Annotated in this window: 14 protein-coding genes; 1 reads left to right on the top strand and 13 read right to left on the bottom strand. The window is 64.1% G+C overall.

The window, feature by feature from the left end:
* The first annotated feature begins 85 nt into the window (after window positions 1-85).
* Window positions 86-1,042, top strand: coding sequence for a helix-turn-helix domain-containing protein (locus FVE66_RS06770; RefSeq protein ID WP_151446650.1), 957 nt, complete (start codon window positions 86-88; stop codon window positions 1,040-1,042).
* Here the strand turns inward: FVE66_RS06770 and FVE66_RS06775 are convergent.
* From FVE66_RS06775 to FVE66_RS06835, 13 genes are all read right to left on the bottom strand, one after another.
* The gene (locus tag FVE66_RS06775) at window positions 952-1,659 is read right to left on the bottom strand and encodes an ABC transporter ATP-binding protein (protein WP_151446651.1); all 708 of its coding nucleotides are present in this window, start codon (window positions 1,657-1,659) and stop codon (window positions 952-954) included. The two genes, FVE66_RS06770 and FVE66_RS06775, sit on opposite strands and share 91 nt — an antisense overlap.
* Window positions 1,652-2,419 (bottom strand): ABC transporter ATP-binding protein, encoded by a 768-nt coding sequence (locus FVE66_RS06780; RefSeq protein ID WP_151446652.1) that lies wholly within the window; start codon window positions 2,417-2,419, stop codon window positions 1,652-1,654. Before FVE66_RS06780 ends, FVE66_RS06775 begins: the two co-directional genes overlap by 8 nt.
* On the bottom strand, window positions 2,416-3,477 hold the full coding sequence (locus tag FVE66_RS06785; protein WP_151446653.1) for a branched-chain amino acid ABC transporter permease: 1,062 nt from the start codon (window positions 3,475-3,477) through the stop codon (window positions 2,416-2,418). The genes FVE66_RS06780 and FVE66_RS06785 overlap by 4 nt, the downstream gene beginning before the upstream one ends.
* Window positions 3,470-4,363 carry a branched-chain amino acid ABC transporter permease gene (locus FVE66_RS06790; RefSeq protein WP_151446654.1) on the bottom strand — a complete coding sequence of 298 codons (894 nt, stop codon included), beginning with the start codon at window positions 4,361-4,363 and terminating at the stop codon, window positions 3,470-3,472. The genes FVE66_RS06785 and FVE66_RS06790 overlap by 8 nt, the downstream gene beginning before the upstream one ends.
* A 34-nt stretch (window positions 4,364-4,397) precedes the next feature.
* A complete protein-coding gene (locus FVE66_RS06795; RefSeq protein WP_151446655.1) occupies window positions 4,398-5,579 on the bottom strand; it encodes an ABC transporter substrate-binding protein in 1,182 nt (393 codons plus the stop codon).
* A 49-nt stretch (window positions 5,580-5,628) separates the two neighbouring features.
* A complete protein-coding gene (locus tag FVE66_RS06800) occupies window positions 5,629-6,396 on the bottom strand; it encodes an ABC transporter permease (protein WP_151446656.1) in 768 nt (255 codons plus the stop codon).
* A complete protein-coding gene (locus FVE66_RS06805) occupies window positions 6,393-7,253 on the bottom strand; it encodes an ABC transporter ATP-binding protein (RefSeq protein WP_241673061.1) in 861 nt (286 codons plus the stop codon). Before FVE66_RS06805 ends, FVE66_RS06800 begins: the two co-directional genes overlap by 4 nt.
* 12 nt (window positions 7,254-7,265) lie before the next feature.
* Window positions 7,266-8,336 carry an ABC transporter substrate-binding protein gene (locus FVE66_RS06810; RefSeq protein ID WP_151446657.1) on the bottom strand — a complete coding sequence of 357 codons (1,071 nt, stop codon included), beginning with the start codon at window positions 8,334-8,336 and terminating at the stop codon, window positions 7,266-7,268.
* Between the two features lie 59 nt (window positions 8,337-8,395).
* The gene (locus FVE66_RS06815; protein WP_151446658.1) at window positions 8,396-9,202 is read right to left on the bottom strand and encodes an enoyl-CoA hydratase/isomerase family protein; all 807 of its coding nucleotides are present in this window, start codon (window positions 9,200-9,202) and stop codon (window positions 8,396-8,398) included.
* A gap of 101 nt (window positions 9,203-9,303) precedes the next feature.
* Entirely contained in the window at window positions 9,304-10,827 is a 1,524-nt protein-coding gene (locus FVE66_RS06820; RefSeq protein WP_151446659.1) for an AMP-binding protein, read from the bottom strand.
* Window positions 10,820-11,338 (bottom strand): (2Fe-2S)-binding protein, encoded by a 519-nt coding sequence (locus tag FVE66_RS06825; protein WP_151446660.1) that lies wholly within the window; start codon window positions 11,336-11,338, stop codon window positions 10,820-10,822. Before FVE66_RS06825 ends, FVE66_RS06820 begins: the two co-directional genes overlap by 8 nt.
* The gene (locus tag FVE66_RS06830; protein WP_151446661.1) at window positions 11,335-12,165 is read right to left on the bottom strand and encodes an FAD binding domain-containing protein; all 831 of its coding nucleotides are present in this window, start codon (window positions 12,163-12,165) and stop codon (window positions 11,335-11,337) included. Before FVE66_RS06830 ends, FVE66_RS06825 begins: the two co-directional genes overlap by 4 nt.
* Window positions 12,162-15,239, bottom strand: a complete 3,078-nt coding sequence (locus tag FVE66_RS06835) for a xanthine dehydrogenase family protein molybdopterin-binding subunit (protein ID WP_241673062.1) — start codon at window positions 15,237-15,239, stop codon at window positions 12,162-12,164. Before FVE66_RS06835 ends, FVE66_RS06830 begins: the two co-directional genes overlap by 4 nt.
* Window positions 15,240-15,253 lie beyond the last annotated feature (14 nt).

Raw genomic sequence — 15,253 nt, forward strand, 5'->3', positions numbered from 1 at the left:
CAGATAAGATGGCACGCTCGTGCGGTTGACTCCGCCTCTGCAATGCAGCATCCGATCAATAGCTAAGCAATAGCTAACGCGCACAATGTCCACTGCCATTCGTATTTTCCAGGGCAAGTTCGGCAGGGTGGCTCTCCTCGACATGGACGGGCCACTGGTGACGCACGCCCATTCGCAGTGCCATGTGTTGCTCAAGGCCAGCGGCGCGGATACGTTTTTTTCGGTGCGCGACCAGTTGCAGCCCTTGGCGGACAACACTGCGGTGCTGGTCAACAGCTGGGAGCCGCATTGTTATGCGCACCAGAACCCGGATGCGCCGCGCACGCAGATCCTGGCGCTTTACATCGAGCCGATCTGGCTTGGGGCAATCGAGAGCAAGCTCACTTCCAGCGCCCATCCCGGATTCTTCCGCCGTCCCTGCGTGGAGATCTCTCCGCATATCCGCCGGCTGGCCAATGAGCTGGCGATGCAGATGATGTGTGGCGAACACTTCAGGGAAGAACAGCTCGAAGTGTCGCTGTCAAACCTGATGATGTCGGTGATCGATGCCTTCTCCGAATGGCGCAGCTTCGATCTGGTGGGGGCGACCCGCCCGCAACTGGTGCAGGATCGCCGGATCCGGCGCGCGATCACGCTGATGCGCGACAACATGGGTGGGGAACTGAATGTCGACCGGCTGGCGAGCGAAGCGTGCCTGTCGCGTGCACATTTCTTCAAGCTGTTCCAGCAGTGCACTGCCGTCACGCCGCATGTTTATTCGAATGTGCTGCGCATGGAGGATGCCATCTCCAGCCTGGCCTGCAGCGACGATACGCTGTGTTCGATCTCGCAGCGCCTGGGCTTTTCAGCCCAGAGCCACTTCACCCGCTTTTTCCAGCAACATCTGGGAATTGCGCCCAGCCAGTATCGGCGCGTGGTCGACCTGTACGAGGCGCAACAGGGCCGGCTCGATCAGAGCGAGATCGCGGCCATCAATCGTTCGCGGTCGCTGGCCGAGCTGGCATCGCCGCTGAAGATGACCTGGCCCCGCTCCAAGGCATAGAAACGGTCCGACACCTTGATCGCACGGTGGACGTTCTGCTCGACCAGCAGCACGCCCATGCCTTCCTCGCGCAGGTTCTCGATGATCGCGAAGATCTCGTCCACGATCATCGGCGCCAGTCCCTCGGTCGGTTCGTCGATCAGGACCAGGCGCGGCGCGCCGACCAGCACGCGCGCCACCGCCAGCATCTGCTGTTCGCCGCCCGACAGGGTGGTGCCGGCCTGGCGCCGGCGTTCCTGCAGGCGCGGAAAACGTTTGAAGGTGGATTCCAGCGCGTCGCGCTCTTGCGCGCGTGAGCGGCCGGGGTGCTGCAACAGTCCCAGGCTCAGGTTTTCCTCGACGGTCAGGCCGGGGAAAATGCGGCGGTCTTCCGGCACGAAGCCCACGCCCATGCGGGCAATCCGGTCCGGGCTCAGGCTGCCAAGATCGACGCCGTCGAGACTGATGCTCCCGGCGGACGGCTTGAGCCATCCTGCGATCGACTTCATGACCGTGGTCTTGCCGACGCCGTTGCGGCCGAACAGGCCGACCACTTCGCCCGGCTTGACGACCAGGTCGACGCCCTGCAATACATGGCTCAGGCCGTAATGCGTGTTGAGGTTGTTCAGTTCAAGCATGATCCACTTTCTCCGTGCCGAAGTAGGCTGCCTGCACGGCCGGATTGGCACGCACATCCTGCGGCGTGCCCTCGGCCAGCCGTGCGCCCTGGTTCAGCACCACGACATGGTCCGACAAATCCATCACCAGCGCGACATCGTGCTCGACCAGCAGCACCGACAGGTCGCCCTGCGCCAGTTCGCGTATCAACTGCGCCACCTGGGCAGTGTCGCTGTGCGACATGCCCTGGGTCGGTTCGTCCAGCAGCAGCATTTGCGGCTTCGACGCCAATGCTACGGCTATCTCGAGCCGGCGCTGTTCGCCGTGCGACAAGGTGCCCGCAATCTCGCCGGCCTTGGAAGCGAGCCCGAAACGGGTGATCAGTTCGTCCGCCCGTTCCACTGCGCGTGTGCTTCGTCCCAGCGGCAGCGCCAGCAGGCTGGCCGGCTCCAGCGCCTGCGCTGCCAGCCGCAGGTTTTCATAGACCGACAACTCGGCGAACAGGTTGGTGATCTGGAACGAGCGCGAGAGTCCCTTGCGCAGCAGCGCATTGGGGCTGTAGCCGGTGACGTCATCGCCATTGAAGCGCACCCGCCCGGACGACGGCCGGATGGCGCCGCTGACCAGGTTGAACAGCGTGCTCTTGCCGGCGCCGTTGGGCCCGATGACGGAGGTGATATGGCCGCGCTGCGCACGGAAGCTGACGTCGTTGACGGCAACCAGGCCGCCGAAGCGTACGGTCAGGCCCTCGACTTCGAGGATGGTGTCAGTTTTGCTCATTGACTTGCCTTGCGCCGCGCCAGCCATGCAGCCAGGCGCGGATGGAGATAACCGATCAGGCCCTTGGGGAAAAAGATCACCGACAGCATGAACAGCACGCCGATCACGATCAGGTGATGTTCGGTGTAAGTGCCCAGCACCGATTTCAGGCCGGTCAGCAGCACGCTGCCATAGAGCGGGCCGATCAGCGTGCCGAGTCCGCCGACGATGACGGTGATGACTGCATTGCCCGAGGTCTGGAAGTACAGCAGTTCCGGCGAAACGAAGCCGCGCAGCATGGGATACAGCGCACCGGACAGCGCGGCGACATTGGCAGCCAGGATGAAGGCCACCAGCTTGACGCGGCCGGCATGGAAGCCAAGGAAGGGCACCCGGGTTTCATTGGCCCGCACCGCCTTCATCAGCCGCCCGAACGGCGTATCCAGCAAATAGGCCAGCAGGAAATACATGCCCATGACCATGGCCAGCACCAGCAGGAAGAAGCCCAGCGGGTTGGCCGCATCGACCGAGAACAGCAGGAAGTTGGCCTTGACCACCGGGATGCCGATGATGCCGTCCGAGCCGCCGATCTCGCGGGTGTTGAACACCGCCTTGGCCACGACCTCGGCCAGGCCGAAGGTGATCAGCGCGAAGTAGACGCCGCGCGCCTTGATCGCGATGAAGCCGGCGAGCGCGCCAATCAGCGTCGCCGCCACCGCCACCACCAGCAGCGCCAGCCAGAACGATGGCGTCAGTTCCTTGAGCACCAGCCCCGCAACGTAGGCGCCGAGGCCGAAGAACAGCGCATGCCCCAGCGACAGCAAGCCGGTGAACCCCAGCAGCAGGTCCACGCTCATCGCGAAGCCGCCGTAGATCAGCGCCTCGGTAGCCAGCCGGAAGAAAAATGTGTCGCCGCTGACCCAGGCAGCACCTGCGAACAGAAGGCCGATCAGGATGAACACGACCGCCAGCAGCCGCGACGCGCGGCGCACCGAGCTCTCGCTTTCCTGCACGGCATTGCGGGCGGGCAGGACGCCAGCAGCGGCGCCCGCTTGTTGAGCGAGGATTGCGTCAGCCATGACCGAGCCTCCCGAACATGCCCTGTGGCCGCACCATCAGCACCGCAACCATGATCCCGAACACCAGCGGATCGGCCCACGAAGGCGAAATGAAAAGGCTGGCGATGGTCTGGATCTGCGTCAGCACCAGGCCGGCCACCACGGCGCCGGTAATGCTGCCCAGTCCGCCGACGATCACCACCGAGAACGCCATCAGGATGAAATCCTTGCCCATGGTTGGGAACATCGAATACAGCGGCGCCAGCAGCACGCCCGACAGTCCCGCCAGTGCCACGCCGAACGCGAATGCGCCGGCGTAGACCTGGGTAACCGGCACCCCGAGCGACGACGCCATGTTCTTGTCGAACGCGGCAGCGCGCACCATCGCGCCCAGTCTGGTGCGGTACACCACCAGCCAGACTGCAACGATGATTGCGCTGCCGATGGCAATCAGGAACAGCCGATAGTTCGGCAGGAATACCCCGAGGATCTCGCTGCCGCCGGTGATCGGGGACTCCGGCTTGATTGCCTGCGGCCCCCAGATCAGCTTGTAGACATCCTCCAGCACGATCGCCAGTCCAAAGGTCAGCAGCAGGGTCAGCATGTGCCGGTCCTTCTGGTGGAATACCCTCTGGATCAGCAGTCGCTCGGCACCGTAGCCGATGACCGCCATGGTCAGCGGCACCAGCACCAGCAGGAGCCAGAACGGCGCCCCCATGGCGGCCATCGAAAGGCCAACATAGGCGCCCAGCGCGTAAAACTCGCCGTGCGCCATGTTGATCACGTCCAGCAGCCCGAAAATGATCGTCAGTCCGAGCGCCATCAGGATCACTGCGACCCCGATGGACAGCCCGTTGGCGACCTGCGGCGCAAGTACGAATTGCAGCCAGTCGATGAAAGCAGCCATGTTGCGGTTAAACCCCTTGCCTTAGTAGCGTGACTTAGAAGCGTGTGCAGGTATCGGGGCCGATTGCCTGGTCGGCCGGCACCTTGCTGATCGGCTTGAACTGGCCACCGGTCATGCGCAGAGCGTACATTTCCTGCATGGCCTGGTGGTCGCCGGCGCGCATCTGCTTCTTGCCTTGAGGCGTCATCCATTCCAGCCCGCGCATCGCAGCACGCAGTTTGTCGGTGTCGGTGCTCTTGGCCTTTTCAACGGCGGCCTTGTAGAAATAGATCACGCCGTAGGAGTCGGCGCCGTACAGGTCGGGCGCAGCCTTGTTGGCAGCATTGAAGGCGGCAACGAACTTCTTGTTTTCCGGGGTATCGAGGTCGATCGAATAGCCCACGCCGGTTACCAGGCCTTCAGCGGCGGCGCCGATTGCCTTCACGTTCTGGGAGGTCACGGTGCCCGAGGCGGATACCAGCGTCATGCCTTTCAGCACGCCGTATTCACTCATCTGCGTGAGCAGGCGCACCGTGTCGTTGCCTGCTACCGAGGTGTACACCACGTCAGGCCGGGCTGCGCGCAATTGCCCGAAGAACGGCGAGTAGTCCTTGCTGTCGAGCGGCGGGAACACTTCGCCTACGCTCTTGGCGCCGGCCTTCTCGGCAGCAGCCTTGAAGGCGGCAACCGTGCTGCGGCCCATTTCATAGTCCGGGCCAAGGTAGAACACCTTGGCGCCCGGCTTTTCCTTGGCCAGCCATGCTGCCAGCGCTGCCGACTGCTGTCCTGCCTTGGCATTCACGCGGAACACGTTGGGCGAGCATTTGTCGCCCGTGATGGCGTCCGAGAAGGAGACCGTGGTCGCGATCAGGCGGCTGTTGCGCTCGGCGACCTGGCCCACTGCCAGCGTCGAACCGGAGTTGACGGTACCGGTCAGGAAATCGACCTTGGCCGACTGGAACAGCTTCTCTGCTTTCTGGGTGGCGACGGCCGGATTGGCTTCTTCGTCCTCGAACAGCAGCTCGATCTTGCGGCCCATGATGCCGCCGGCGGCGTTGACTTCCTTGGTCGCCAGCTCCAGGCCCCATTTCACCTGCTGTCCGATGCTGGCGTAGGTGCCGGACAGCGGCGTGACCACGCCGATCTTGATCGGGCCGGTCTGTGCTGCGGCCGACGTGCAGAAGGCGGCGCCGACCAGCGCTGCCAGCAATGTGAGTTGATGTCCGCGTGTATTCATTTGTCTCTCCATTTTGTGATTATCAGAATAAATCCGGTGCGCCCGCCTCTCAGCGGTCGCGTCTCCAGGGCAGTACCAGCATTTCAACTTCATTCAACAGCAAGGTGATCAGGAATCCGAGGATGGCGATCATGACAAGGCCGACGTACATGATCTCGACCGACAGCACCTGCCATGCGTCCCAGATCATGAAGCCGATGCCGGTCTTGGCCCCGACCATCTCGGCGATCGCGATCAGGATCAGTCCCATGCCGACGCCGAGCTTGATGCCGGCCATGATCGACGGCATCGCGCCGGGCAGGGCGATGGTGCGGAAGGTCTGCCAGCGGCTGGCGCCGAAGTTCTTGCCGACGTCGAGATAGATGCGATCGATCTGCAGCACGCCGGTCAGGGTGTTGATCACCACCGGGAAGAACACGCCGAGCGCCACCATCACGATCTTGGAGGATTCGCCGAGGCCGAAAATCAGCAGGATCAGCGGCAGGATCGCGCTCTTCGGTATCGGATAGGTGGCGGCGATCAGTGGATCGATCGCGACCCGGATCGGACGGTACAGTCCCATCAGGATGCCCAGCGCCAGCGCCGGTATGCCGCCCAGCAGCGAGCCCAGCAGCAGCCGCAACAGGCTGGCCGACAGGTGCTCCCACAATTCGCCGGACGCTGCCATCGTCAACGCTTTTTGCCCGATCACGGTGGGGGCCGGAAAGAAGCGGGTGTCGATCCCGCCGGTGCGTGCGGCGACCTCCCATGCCAGCAGCAGCGCCAGCGGCGACGCCAGGGCAATCAGGCGTTCACTTGTTTTCGATATGCGGCTCATGCTCGTGCCTCTTCTTGTTCCTTGGCGCGGCGAACCTCATCACGCAGATGGCTCCAGATCCCGTACACCATCTCGCCATATGCCGGCTGGGCACGCAGTTCCAGCACGTTGCGGGGCCGCTCGAACGGCACATCGATCAATGCCTTGATACGTCCGGGGTGGGCAGACATGACCATGATCCGGTCGCCCAGCGTGACGGCTTCATCGACGCTGTGGGTGATGAAGACGACGGTCTTCTTGTCCTCATCCCAGATGCGCAGGACTTCCTCCTGCAGCAGGGTCTTGTTCTGCTCATCGAGCGCCGAGAACGGCTCGTCCATCAGCAGCACTTCGGGGTCATTGGCGAAAGCGCGGGCGATCGATACCCTTTGCTTCATGCCGCCGGAAAGCTGATGGGGATAACGGTCGGCGAAACGCGTCAGTCCGGTCTTGTCCAGGTAATGGCCGACCACCTCGCGGATCTCGGCCTTGGGCGCGCCGCGCATGCGCAAGCCGTAAGCGGCGTTGTCCCACACGGTCATCCAGGGGAAGATGGAATCGCCCTGGAAGATCATTGAATTGAGCGGCTTGCCCGGCCGCTCGGCGCGGATCTCCATGCTGCCACTGCTAGGTTGTTCCAGTCCGCCGAGCATGCGGATCAGGGTGGTCTTGCCGCAGCCGCTGGGGCCGACGATGACGAAAAACGAACCAGCGGCAATATCCAGCGTCATGTCGTCGACGGCCGTGAACAGGCCATCGCGCGTGTCGAAATGCTTGCTTACGTTACGCAGCGAAATCTTGGGCTGGGCGCTTGTGGCTGCGCCTGCAGCCGAGCTTGCAGCCGTTATTGCGGCTGGTGCATCAGAAGCGTAGTTCAATCTGGAGTCCCGTTACTTTGCTTTGTAGGGGCCGAGCGCCTTGACAGCGGCTTCGGCAAAAGACCTGTCCACCACCTGGTCGACCGTGACGCTGCCTTCAAGGTAGCCCTGATCCTTGTAGAACGCGAAATCTTTCTTCAGGCTGGCGTCATTGAGCTTGCCATTCGGGTCGACGGCGCTGGGCACCATCTTCTTGTACAACTCGGGGTCCTTGACGTTGGTGTCGACGGTCAGCATCGAGATCAGCTCGGCGGCATTGGGGCCGGCGAACTTGCCGTCCTTCAGCGCGTCGTTGTAGAAGCGTGCACCCTTCAGGTAGGCGATCATGAATTTGCCCGCCAGCTCCGGCCTCTTCTTGATGAAATCGCCGCCGTACAGCAGTACTGCCACCTGCTGGTCGCCATAGGCCTTGTCGGTCGAGATCTTCACCGCAATGCCGCCCTCGACTGCCCGGGTGGCCGATGGCTCGGTCGTTACTGACGCATCCACTGCGCCATTGGACAAGGCCGTCACATGTTGCGGATAGCCCATGTACTCGTGCTGGACATCCTTGTAGCCCAGGCCGGCGCTTTTCAGCGCCTCGTTGAGCTTGGAGCCGGGCGAACCGCCCTTGGCCGCTTCGGCAACCTTCAGACCCTTGAGGTCGGCGAAGCTCTTGACCTTGCCGCTGTCGACCAGCGCCTTGCGCACCAGGATCGGCATGTAGTCGTAACCCGGCTCGACCGATCCCTTGTCCGCGACAACCTTGATGTTGATGCCGCGAGCGGCGGCGTTGTACAAGCCGGCCGACATGGCGCCGGCGGCAGCATCGAGCTGGCCGGTGCCCAGAGGCGCGATCATCTTGGGGCCGGCATCAAAGGGAACCAGGGTGATGCGTATCCCCTGTTCCTTGAAATAACCCTTGCGATTGGCGATGAAGAATGGGGCGTCGCTGACCACGCCGTTGGTGCCGACCTTTACTTCAGCCAGTTCCTGTGCGATGGCGGGCGCCGCCGGCAGCATGGCGATGCCGGCGGCAACGCAGGCTGTGGCGAAGCTTGTGGCGACCAGCAGCCTGCGACCCTTGCGCAATGGTTTGTCCATCGATGTCTCCTCTGTTTTATGAATTATTGTGTACTGCTTGCAGCGGATTTTTCCTGGATCTATTTGCCCTCGAATTTCGGGGGGCGCTTGCCGTGGAAAGCTTCGACGCCTTCCTTGAAATCCTGCGACTGGCGCAGCCGGCTATAGCAATGGCCTTCGAGTTCGATGGCGATCGACAGCGGCGAATCTTCGGTATCGTTCAACATCTTCTTGGCGGTGCGCTGGGCCAGCGGCGAGAAACCGCGCAGCTCGTCAACCAGGCGGTCGGTCGCGGCTTCGAGTTCGGCATCCGGCACGCATTCGGTCGCGACACCCCAGTCATAGGCCTGCTTGCCCGGAATGCGGCGCGAGCGCATCACGATGTCCTTGGTGCGGGTGATGCCGACCATTTTCTGCAGCCGGGCCGATCCGCCGGAACCCGGGATCTGGCCCAGCTTCTGCTCGGGCAGCGCGTACAGCGTGGTTTCGCTCGCAATACGGAAATCGCAGGCCAGCGACAGTTCAAAGCCGACGCCGAAGCAATAGCCGCGGTTGGCGGCGATCACCGGCTTCGAGCAGCGCGTCGGCGCCGCGATATTCCAGGCCAGCTTGGACACGTGCTCGGGCGATGCTTCCATGAAGCCCTTGATATCGCCGCCGCTGGAGAAATGCTCTCCCGCCGCGCGTACCACGATCACTCGCACCGAAGGATCTTCATCCAGCGCCTCGAACACCAGGCGCAATTGGTCGCGCTGCGGCATCAGGATGATGTTGAAGGGCGGGCGGTCAAGGATGATATCGGCGCGTTCGCGGGCGGCATCGATGACCACGGAAAATCCGTTCAGGTTTTCCAGCATCGACTGGGCGGGGTGTTTCAACTGACTCATGAGAACTCCTTGTTCCTTGTTTATATTCGTTGTTGGCGTATCCGCTCCGTGGCGGAGATTATGGCAGAAGGGAAAGCGCGTGCGCATCCCCCGTTATCGGTTCAGTTTTCAGCTTCGTATTCGTTGGACAGCAGCTTGCGGCGCAACAGCTTGCCGACCGGCGAGCGCGGCACTTCGCGCACGAACACATAGCCGCGCGGGCGCTTGAAGTTGGCCAGGCCGGAACTCACGCAATGCTCATTGAGTTCCTCGCCGGTCACCGGCGCGCTGCGCTTGATGAAGGCGGTGACGCGCTGGCCCCAGCGTTCGTCGGGCAGGCCGACCACGGCAACTTCATCCACCGCCGGGTGCAGCGACAGCATGCTTTCGATTTCCACCGGCGAGATATTTTCGCCGCCGCTGATCATCATGTCGTCCACCCGGCCGGTCACGAACAGGTCGCCTTGCGCATCGACATAACCGGTGTCGCCGGTGAAGTACCAGCCCTGGTGCAGCGATTTGGCATTGGCGTCGGGGCGGTTCCAGTAGCCTTCGAAGGACTCCTCGCTCGCCATGTCGCAGATGATCTGGCCTTCTTCGCCGACCTCGGCGCGCTTCTCGACGTCGAAATTTTCGAGCTTGATGACGCGGATGCGCTGGTTGATTCCGGCGCGGCCCGCGCTGCCAGGTTTTTCGGCGGCGCTCTGGTCGATGGTGAAGGTGTACACCTCTGACGATCCGTAGTGGTTCACGAACAGCTCCGGCTTGAAGCGATCCACCAGCTTGTGCACCAGCGCCTCGTTCATCGGCGCGCCGGCGAAACCCAGCTTGCGCACGGAACGGAGGTCGGCGGCGGCGGCGTCGGGATGCGCCAGCACGTCGTGGTACAGCGTCGGCACCAGGTAGAGATTGGTGATGCCCTCGGCCGGAATCGACTTCAGCACGGCAGCCGGGTCGAAGCGGGGCACGCAGACGAAACGGCCGTCGATCAGCGCCATGGACAGCAGCGAACGCACGCCCATCGTGTGGTACAGCGGCATCACGCCCAGCGTGCGCTCGCCATAGCGGTACAGGTTCTGGGCGACGTGGGCGAGGGCGGCGTGGCGCTCATGGCGGTGCCGCCGCGGCACGCCCTTGGGCTTGCCGGTGGTGCCGGAGGTGTAAAGCATCAAGGACCAGTCCTCGGCCGTTGCCTCCAGCAGCGTGCCTTTGGCCGCGGTGGCCAGCAAGGACGCGAAGGGGACGTCGCCGGGTGCATCGATGCCGACCGCAATCCTGGTCATCTTGCCAGCCACCGATGACTCCGCTACCGCTTCGGCCGATGCGTCCTGATAGACCAGCACGCGGGCGCCGGCATCGCTGGCGCAGTAGTCGATTTCGTCCGGCTTCACGCGCCAGTTCAACGGCGTCATGATCACACCGGTAAACTGGCAGGCCCAGTGCAGCGTCGCCATTTCCCAGCGGTTCTGCAAGATCACTGCGATGTGGTCGCCGCGCCCCAATCCCAGTCCGGCCAGCCCCGCGGCCACGTTTTGTATGCTGGCGAACCATTGTTCGTAGCTTAGCCGGCAATCGCCGTCGACGATCGCCGTCGCGCCCGGATTGCGTTCGACCGATGCCAGGAAACTGCGTCCCAGATCAAGCATTTTCGGATCCCCTTTTTTTATTATTCCGCTCGTCGGCAACGTCCAACACTGCCTTGACGATCGGGGTATAGCCAGTGCAGCGGCACAGATGGCCCGACAGCATCTCGCGGACTTGTTCTTCAGTCGGGCTGGGCACGCGTTCCAGGAAATCGCTGCACGACATCAGGATGCCGGCGGTGCAAAAGCCGCACTGGAGCGCGTGATGGCGGCGGAATGCCTGCTGCAGGTCGTTCAGTCCCTCGTCGCGTGCGGAGATGCCTTCCACGGTGTCGACCTGGCGTCCATCCACCTGCACCGCCAGGGTCAGGCAGCTGCGGGCGGCGACGCCGTCGATGCGGACCGTGCAGGCGCCGCACACGCCATGTTCGCAGCCGACATGGGTGCCGGTCTGGCCCAGCGTGTGGCGCAGGAAATCCGACAGCAACATGCGCGGCTCGGCGTTCCCGCGGCACTGAACACCGTTCAGGGTGAGGTTGATCGGATGGCTTGCATCCCGTTCCAGGCGCTTCATTGCGCAGTCTCCATGATCAGTTGCCGGCCCAGTTGCCGCACCAGGTGGCGGCGGTAGGCTGCGGTGGCGTGCGTGTCGCTTTCTGCTTCCAGCGACCAGCTGAAATCGTTCAGCGCGGCGTCCAGGTCGAACCCGACCAGCGCGTCAGGCTTCACCTGCCAGCGGATGCGGGTCGGCCGGTCGGCGACACCGCCGGCGCTCAGTTCGATGGCATCCGGGGTAATGGTGGCGGCCAGCGCCACCAGCGCAAAGTCGCCATGGCGCATCGCCACTTCCTTGAAGCCGTGACGATGGCCGGGCCGGTGCAGCGGGAAGCGCACCTCCTCGACGAACTCCCCGGGCTCGAGTGCGGTGGAGAGCATGCCACGGAAGAATTGCTCGGCTGCCAGCACCCGCCGGCCGCTGGCCGAGCGCAACACGACGCTGCCCTGCAGGGCAACCAGGCACAGCGGCAATTCCGCGCTGGGATCTGCATGCGCGACCGAGCCGCATACGGTGCCGCGGTTGCGCACCTGGAAATGCGAGATCCACGGGAACACCTTGTGCAGCAGCGGCAGTTCCGTCGCCAGCTCGGGCCGCCATTCGATGCTGGCCTGGGTCGCTGCCGCGCCTATGCACAGGTGGCCGTCGGCGATGCGGGCATAGTTCAGGTCGGCGCAGCGGCTGATATCGAGCAGCACCTTCGGCTGGGCCAGCCGGATGTTCAGCATCGCCATCAGCGACTGGCCCCCGGCCAGGATGCGCCCGTCGGAACCGACCTGGTTCAGCAGGGCGGCGATTTCGTCGCTGCTGTCGATGCGGATGTAATCGAAGGATGCGGGTTTCATGAGCGGATTCCGAGCAGGGACAGCAGGCGCTGAATCAGGCCCGCCGGTTTTGCGGCAGCAGCCGCAGCAGGGGCATCGGGCGCCCCTGCTGCGCTTCCCGTGTTTTCTGTCGCGGCAGCATGGCGTCCGAGTTGTTCGAACAGTTGCCGCAGGATGATCTTGGCGGCGCCTTCCAGCATGCGGGAGCCCACCGCGGCGACCTTGCCGCCGACGGCGACGTCATAGTCGTAGTGAAGGAGGGTGCCGCCGGCGACTGCTTCCAGGCGCACGCTGCCCGCGCCCTGGGCCTGGCCCAGGCTGCTGGTGCCGCTGCCGGCCAGCCGCAGGGCGTGCGGCGGCTGCAGGTCGGACAACTGGACCTCGGCTGCATAGCGCGCCTTGACCACGCCGATTCCTAGCGTGATATCGGCACGGTAGTGATTCTCGCCAACCTGCTCCAGCGAATGGCAACCGGGAATGACCTTGGCCAGCACGGCTGGATTGAGCAACACGTCGTACACCGCTTGCGGGGTGGCTGCCAGTTCGATCTGGCCGCGCATCGCCAGCGTGCGGGCGCCGGGTGGCCTGGCCGGCATGGACACGGCTGGGGCCGGCGCTGCATGGCCCGCTTGCGCGGTTTGTGCGGCTTGCCTGCGCGGCGGCGGATCGGGTGGATCGAGCATGGCGATCACCCGGGCTGGAGTCAGCGGCAGGCGGATGTCGGATTGGCCCAGGGCATCGGCCACAGCGTTGGCGATGCAAACCGGCGTGCTCATGTTATTGCCTTCGGCCAGGCCCTTGGCGCCGAGCGGCGTGAAGGGCGAGGGCGTCTCCAGATGCACGATCAGCGGGTCGGGAACTTCGACCGCGGTCGGCAGCAGGTAGTCGGCCAGGGTGCCGGACAGGAAGCTGCCGTCGGCGCCATAGGCAAACTCCTCCATCAGCGCCGCGCCGACCGCCTGTGCGAACGATCCGCGCACCTGGCCATCTGCCATGCCCGGATGCAAGATGCGGCCGGCATCATGGGTGGTGACATACTTGTCGATGCGCACGCGGCCGCTTGCCGGGTCGATCTCGACACCGCAGATGTCGAACACGAAGCCGTAGGCAAGCGAACTGTTGATGATGTCGTTTTCGTCCGGCGGCTCCAACCCCGGTGGCGACCAGTACACGGTTTCGCGCACGCCAGGCATCATGCCTTCCGGCAGCGAGCCGGGTGACCAGTGGGTGGCGCCGGCCAGCCGGTGGAAGGCGATGCTGCGGGACGGATCGTCCGCCACGCCGGCCTTGCCGCCGGCGAACACGATCTGTTGCGGCGCCACCTTGAACAGGTCGGCGGCGATCAGCGCCAGCTTGTCGCGCACCTTGACCGCAGCCAGGTGGACGGTGCCGGCCACGGCACCGGCGAAGCGGCTGGAATAATTGCCGGAAGCGATCGACCACGCATCCTTTTGCGTGTCGAGCTCGGTATTGACCATGATTTCGCGCGGCTGCAAGCCGAGCACGTCGGCGACGACCTGCGAGCACACCGTCATGTGGCCTTGGCCCTGCGGCGCCGAGGCGATCACGACGCTCACCGCCCCGAGCGCATCGACGGAGACCGTGGCGCTGGAATTGGCGCCGCCTTTCGGGCCGGCCTTGGCGCGTTGCCCGGGGGTCAGGGCGGTGGTGATGTAGCCCATGTTCGAGATCGACGGCTCGACGATTGCCGCGTAACCGATGCCATACAGGCGCCCGGCCTTGCGCGCCTCGTCGCGCCGCCGCCGCAATCCAGCCAGGTCGCCGCGCTCCTCGGCCAGCTTCAGCGCCAGCTGGTAGTTGCCGGAGTCGACCAGGGCGCCGGCTGGGGCACGATAGGGAAATGCATCGGCAGCGATCAGGTTGCGGCGGATGACTTCGAGCGGATCGAGGTCGAGTTCGACCGCGATCCTTTGCATCAGCCGTTCCAACGCGAAATACACCTGGGGTCCGCCGAACCCGCGCACCAGGCCGGCCGGGGTCTTGTTGGTCAGCACCACCCGGTTATGAACCTCCAGGTGCTGGATCCGATAAGCGCCGGTCAGGATGCCGTGCATGCGGTAGAAGGTCGCCGGTTCCGGCGCGCGCAGGTAGCCACCGCAATCGTCGAGCTGCTGCCACCGGAGCGCGCTGACTTCACCCTGGGCGTTGACCGCGGCCGAAAGCGTGGTGACGCGGTTGGTGGCCGAGGTTGCAGCCTGCAGGTGTTCAAGGCGATCTTCAACCCATTTCACCGGCGCCCCGGCCTTGCGCGAGGCCATGCACATCAGCACGATATAAGGGAAGACGCCTTGCTTGACGCCGAAGCTGCCGCCGGAGTCGCGCGGCAGGCGCAAGCGCAGCTTGGCCCCGGGCACCTTCAGCGCCAGCGCCATCACCGGATGCAGCGCAAACGGGCCCTGGAAATTGGAAAACACGTCATAGCCGAGGTCGGCCGACAGGTATTCGGCCTGCACCACATAGCATTCGATCGGCGTGCATGTATTGCGCGGGTAGTGAACCTTGAGCGACACCACTTTTTCCGCTGCCGCGAAAGCCTGGTCGGGCTGTCCGTATACAAAGTGACGGTCGTTGACGACGTTGCTGCCCACGGCCTCATGCAGCAGCGGGCTGCCGTCCTGGGCCGCCTGCTCCGGATCAACCACTGCCTCCAGCGCTTCGTAACTGACCTTGACCAGTTCGGCGGCGTCTTCCGCGATATAGCGGTTTTCGGCCACGACCACCGCCACCGGCTCGCCCGCATAGCGCACCTTTTCCATCGCGATGCACCAGTGCTCCATCGGCTGCTTGACGCCGACGACAAAGGGATTGGACCACTGGCGTACATCGGCGCCGGTCAGCACCGTGCGGACACCGGGAACGGCCAGCGCAGCGCGCGCATCGATTTCCAGCACGCGGGCATGGCCGTGCGGGGAACGCACGATGGCGGCATGCAGCGTGCCCGGCTTCACGCCGGCATCATCGGCATAGACGCCGTGACCGGTCAGCAGGGCGGCATCTTCCACCCGTTCCACGGAACGGCCGAGGAATGGCGTGCTCGCCGCTACTGCTTCTTTTTCCTTTCTGCCTTGCTCCACCTTGCATCCTTGAC

Origin of the sequence: Lacisediminimonas profundi, from assembly GCF_008831265.1 — a bacterium.
In the GTDB taxonomy this organism is placed as follows: Bacteria; Pseudomonadota; Gammaproteobacteria; order Burkholderiales; family Burkholderiaceae_D; genus Lacisediminimonas; species Lacisediminimonas profundi.

Bases quoted from the DNA above. Each gene is read 5' to 3' on its own strand.
- FVE66_RS06820 (WP_151446659.1), bottom strand. From the start codon at position 10,827: ATGCTTGATCTGGGACGCAGTTTCCTGGCATCGGTCGAACGCAATCCG.
- FVE66_RS06800 (WP_151446656.1), bottom strand. From the start codon at position 6,396: ATGAGCCGCATATCGAAAACAAGTGAACGCCTGATTGCCCTGGCGTCG.
- FVE66_RS06825 (WP_151446660.1), bottom strand. From the start codon at position 11,338: ATGAAGCGCCTGGAACGGGATGCAAGCCATCCGATCAACCTCACCCTG.
- FVE66_RS06780 (WP_151446652.1), bottom strand. From the start codon at position 2,419: ATGAGCAAAACTGACACCATCCTCGAAGTCGAGGGCCTGACCGTACGC.
- FVE66_RS06795 (WP_151446655.1), bottom strand. From the start codon at position 5,579: ATGAATACACGCGGACATCAACTCACATTGCTGGCAGCGCTGGTCGGC.
- FVE66_RS06770 (WP_151446650.1), top strand. From the start codon at position 86: ATGTCCACTGCCATTCGTATTTTCCAGGGCAAGTTCGGCAGGGTGGCT.
- FVE66_RS06775 (WP_151446651.1), bottom strand. From the start codon at position 1,659: ATGCTTGAACTGAACAACCTCAACACGCATTACGGCCTGAGCCATGTA.
- FVE66_RS06785 (WP_151446653.1), bottom strand. From the start codon at position 3,477: ATGGCTGACGCAATCCTCGCTCAACAAGCGGGCGCCGCTGCTGGCGTC.
- FVE66_RS06830 (WP_151446661.1), bottom strand. From the start codon at position 12,165: ATGAAACCCGCATCCTTCGATTACATCCGCATCGACAGCAGCGACGAA.
- FVE66_RS06810 (WP_151446657.1), bottom strand. From the start codon at position 8,336: ATGGACAAACCATTGCGCAAGGGTCGCAGGCTGCTGGTCGCCACAAGC.
- FVE66_RS06790 (WP_151446654.1), bottom strand. From the start codon at position 4,363: ATGGCTGCTTTCATCGACTGGCTGCAATTCGTACTTGCGCCGCAGGTC.
- FVE66_RS06815 (WP_151446658.1), bottom strand. From the start codon at position 9,202: ATGAGTCAGTTGAAACACCCCGCCCAGTCGATGCTGGAAAACCTGAAC.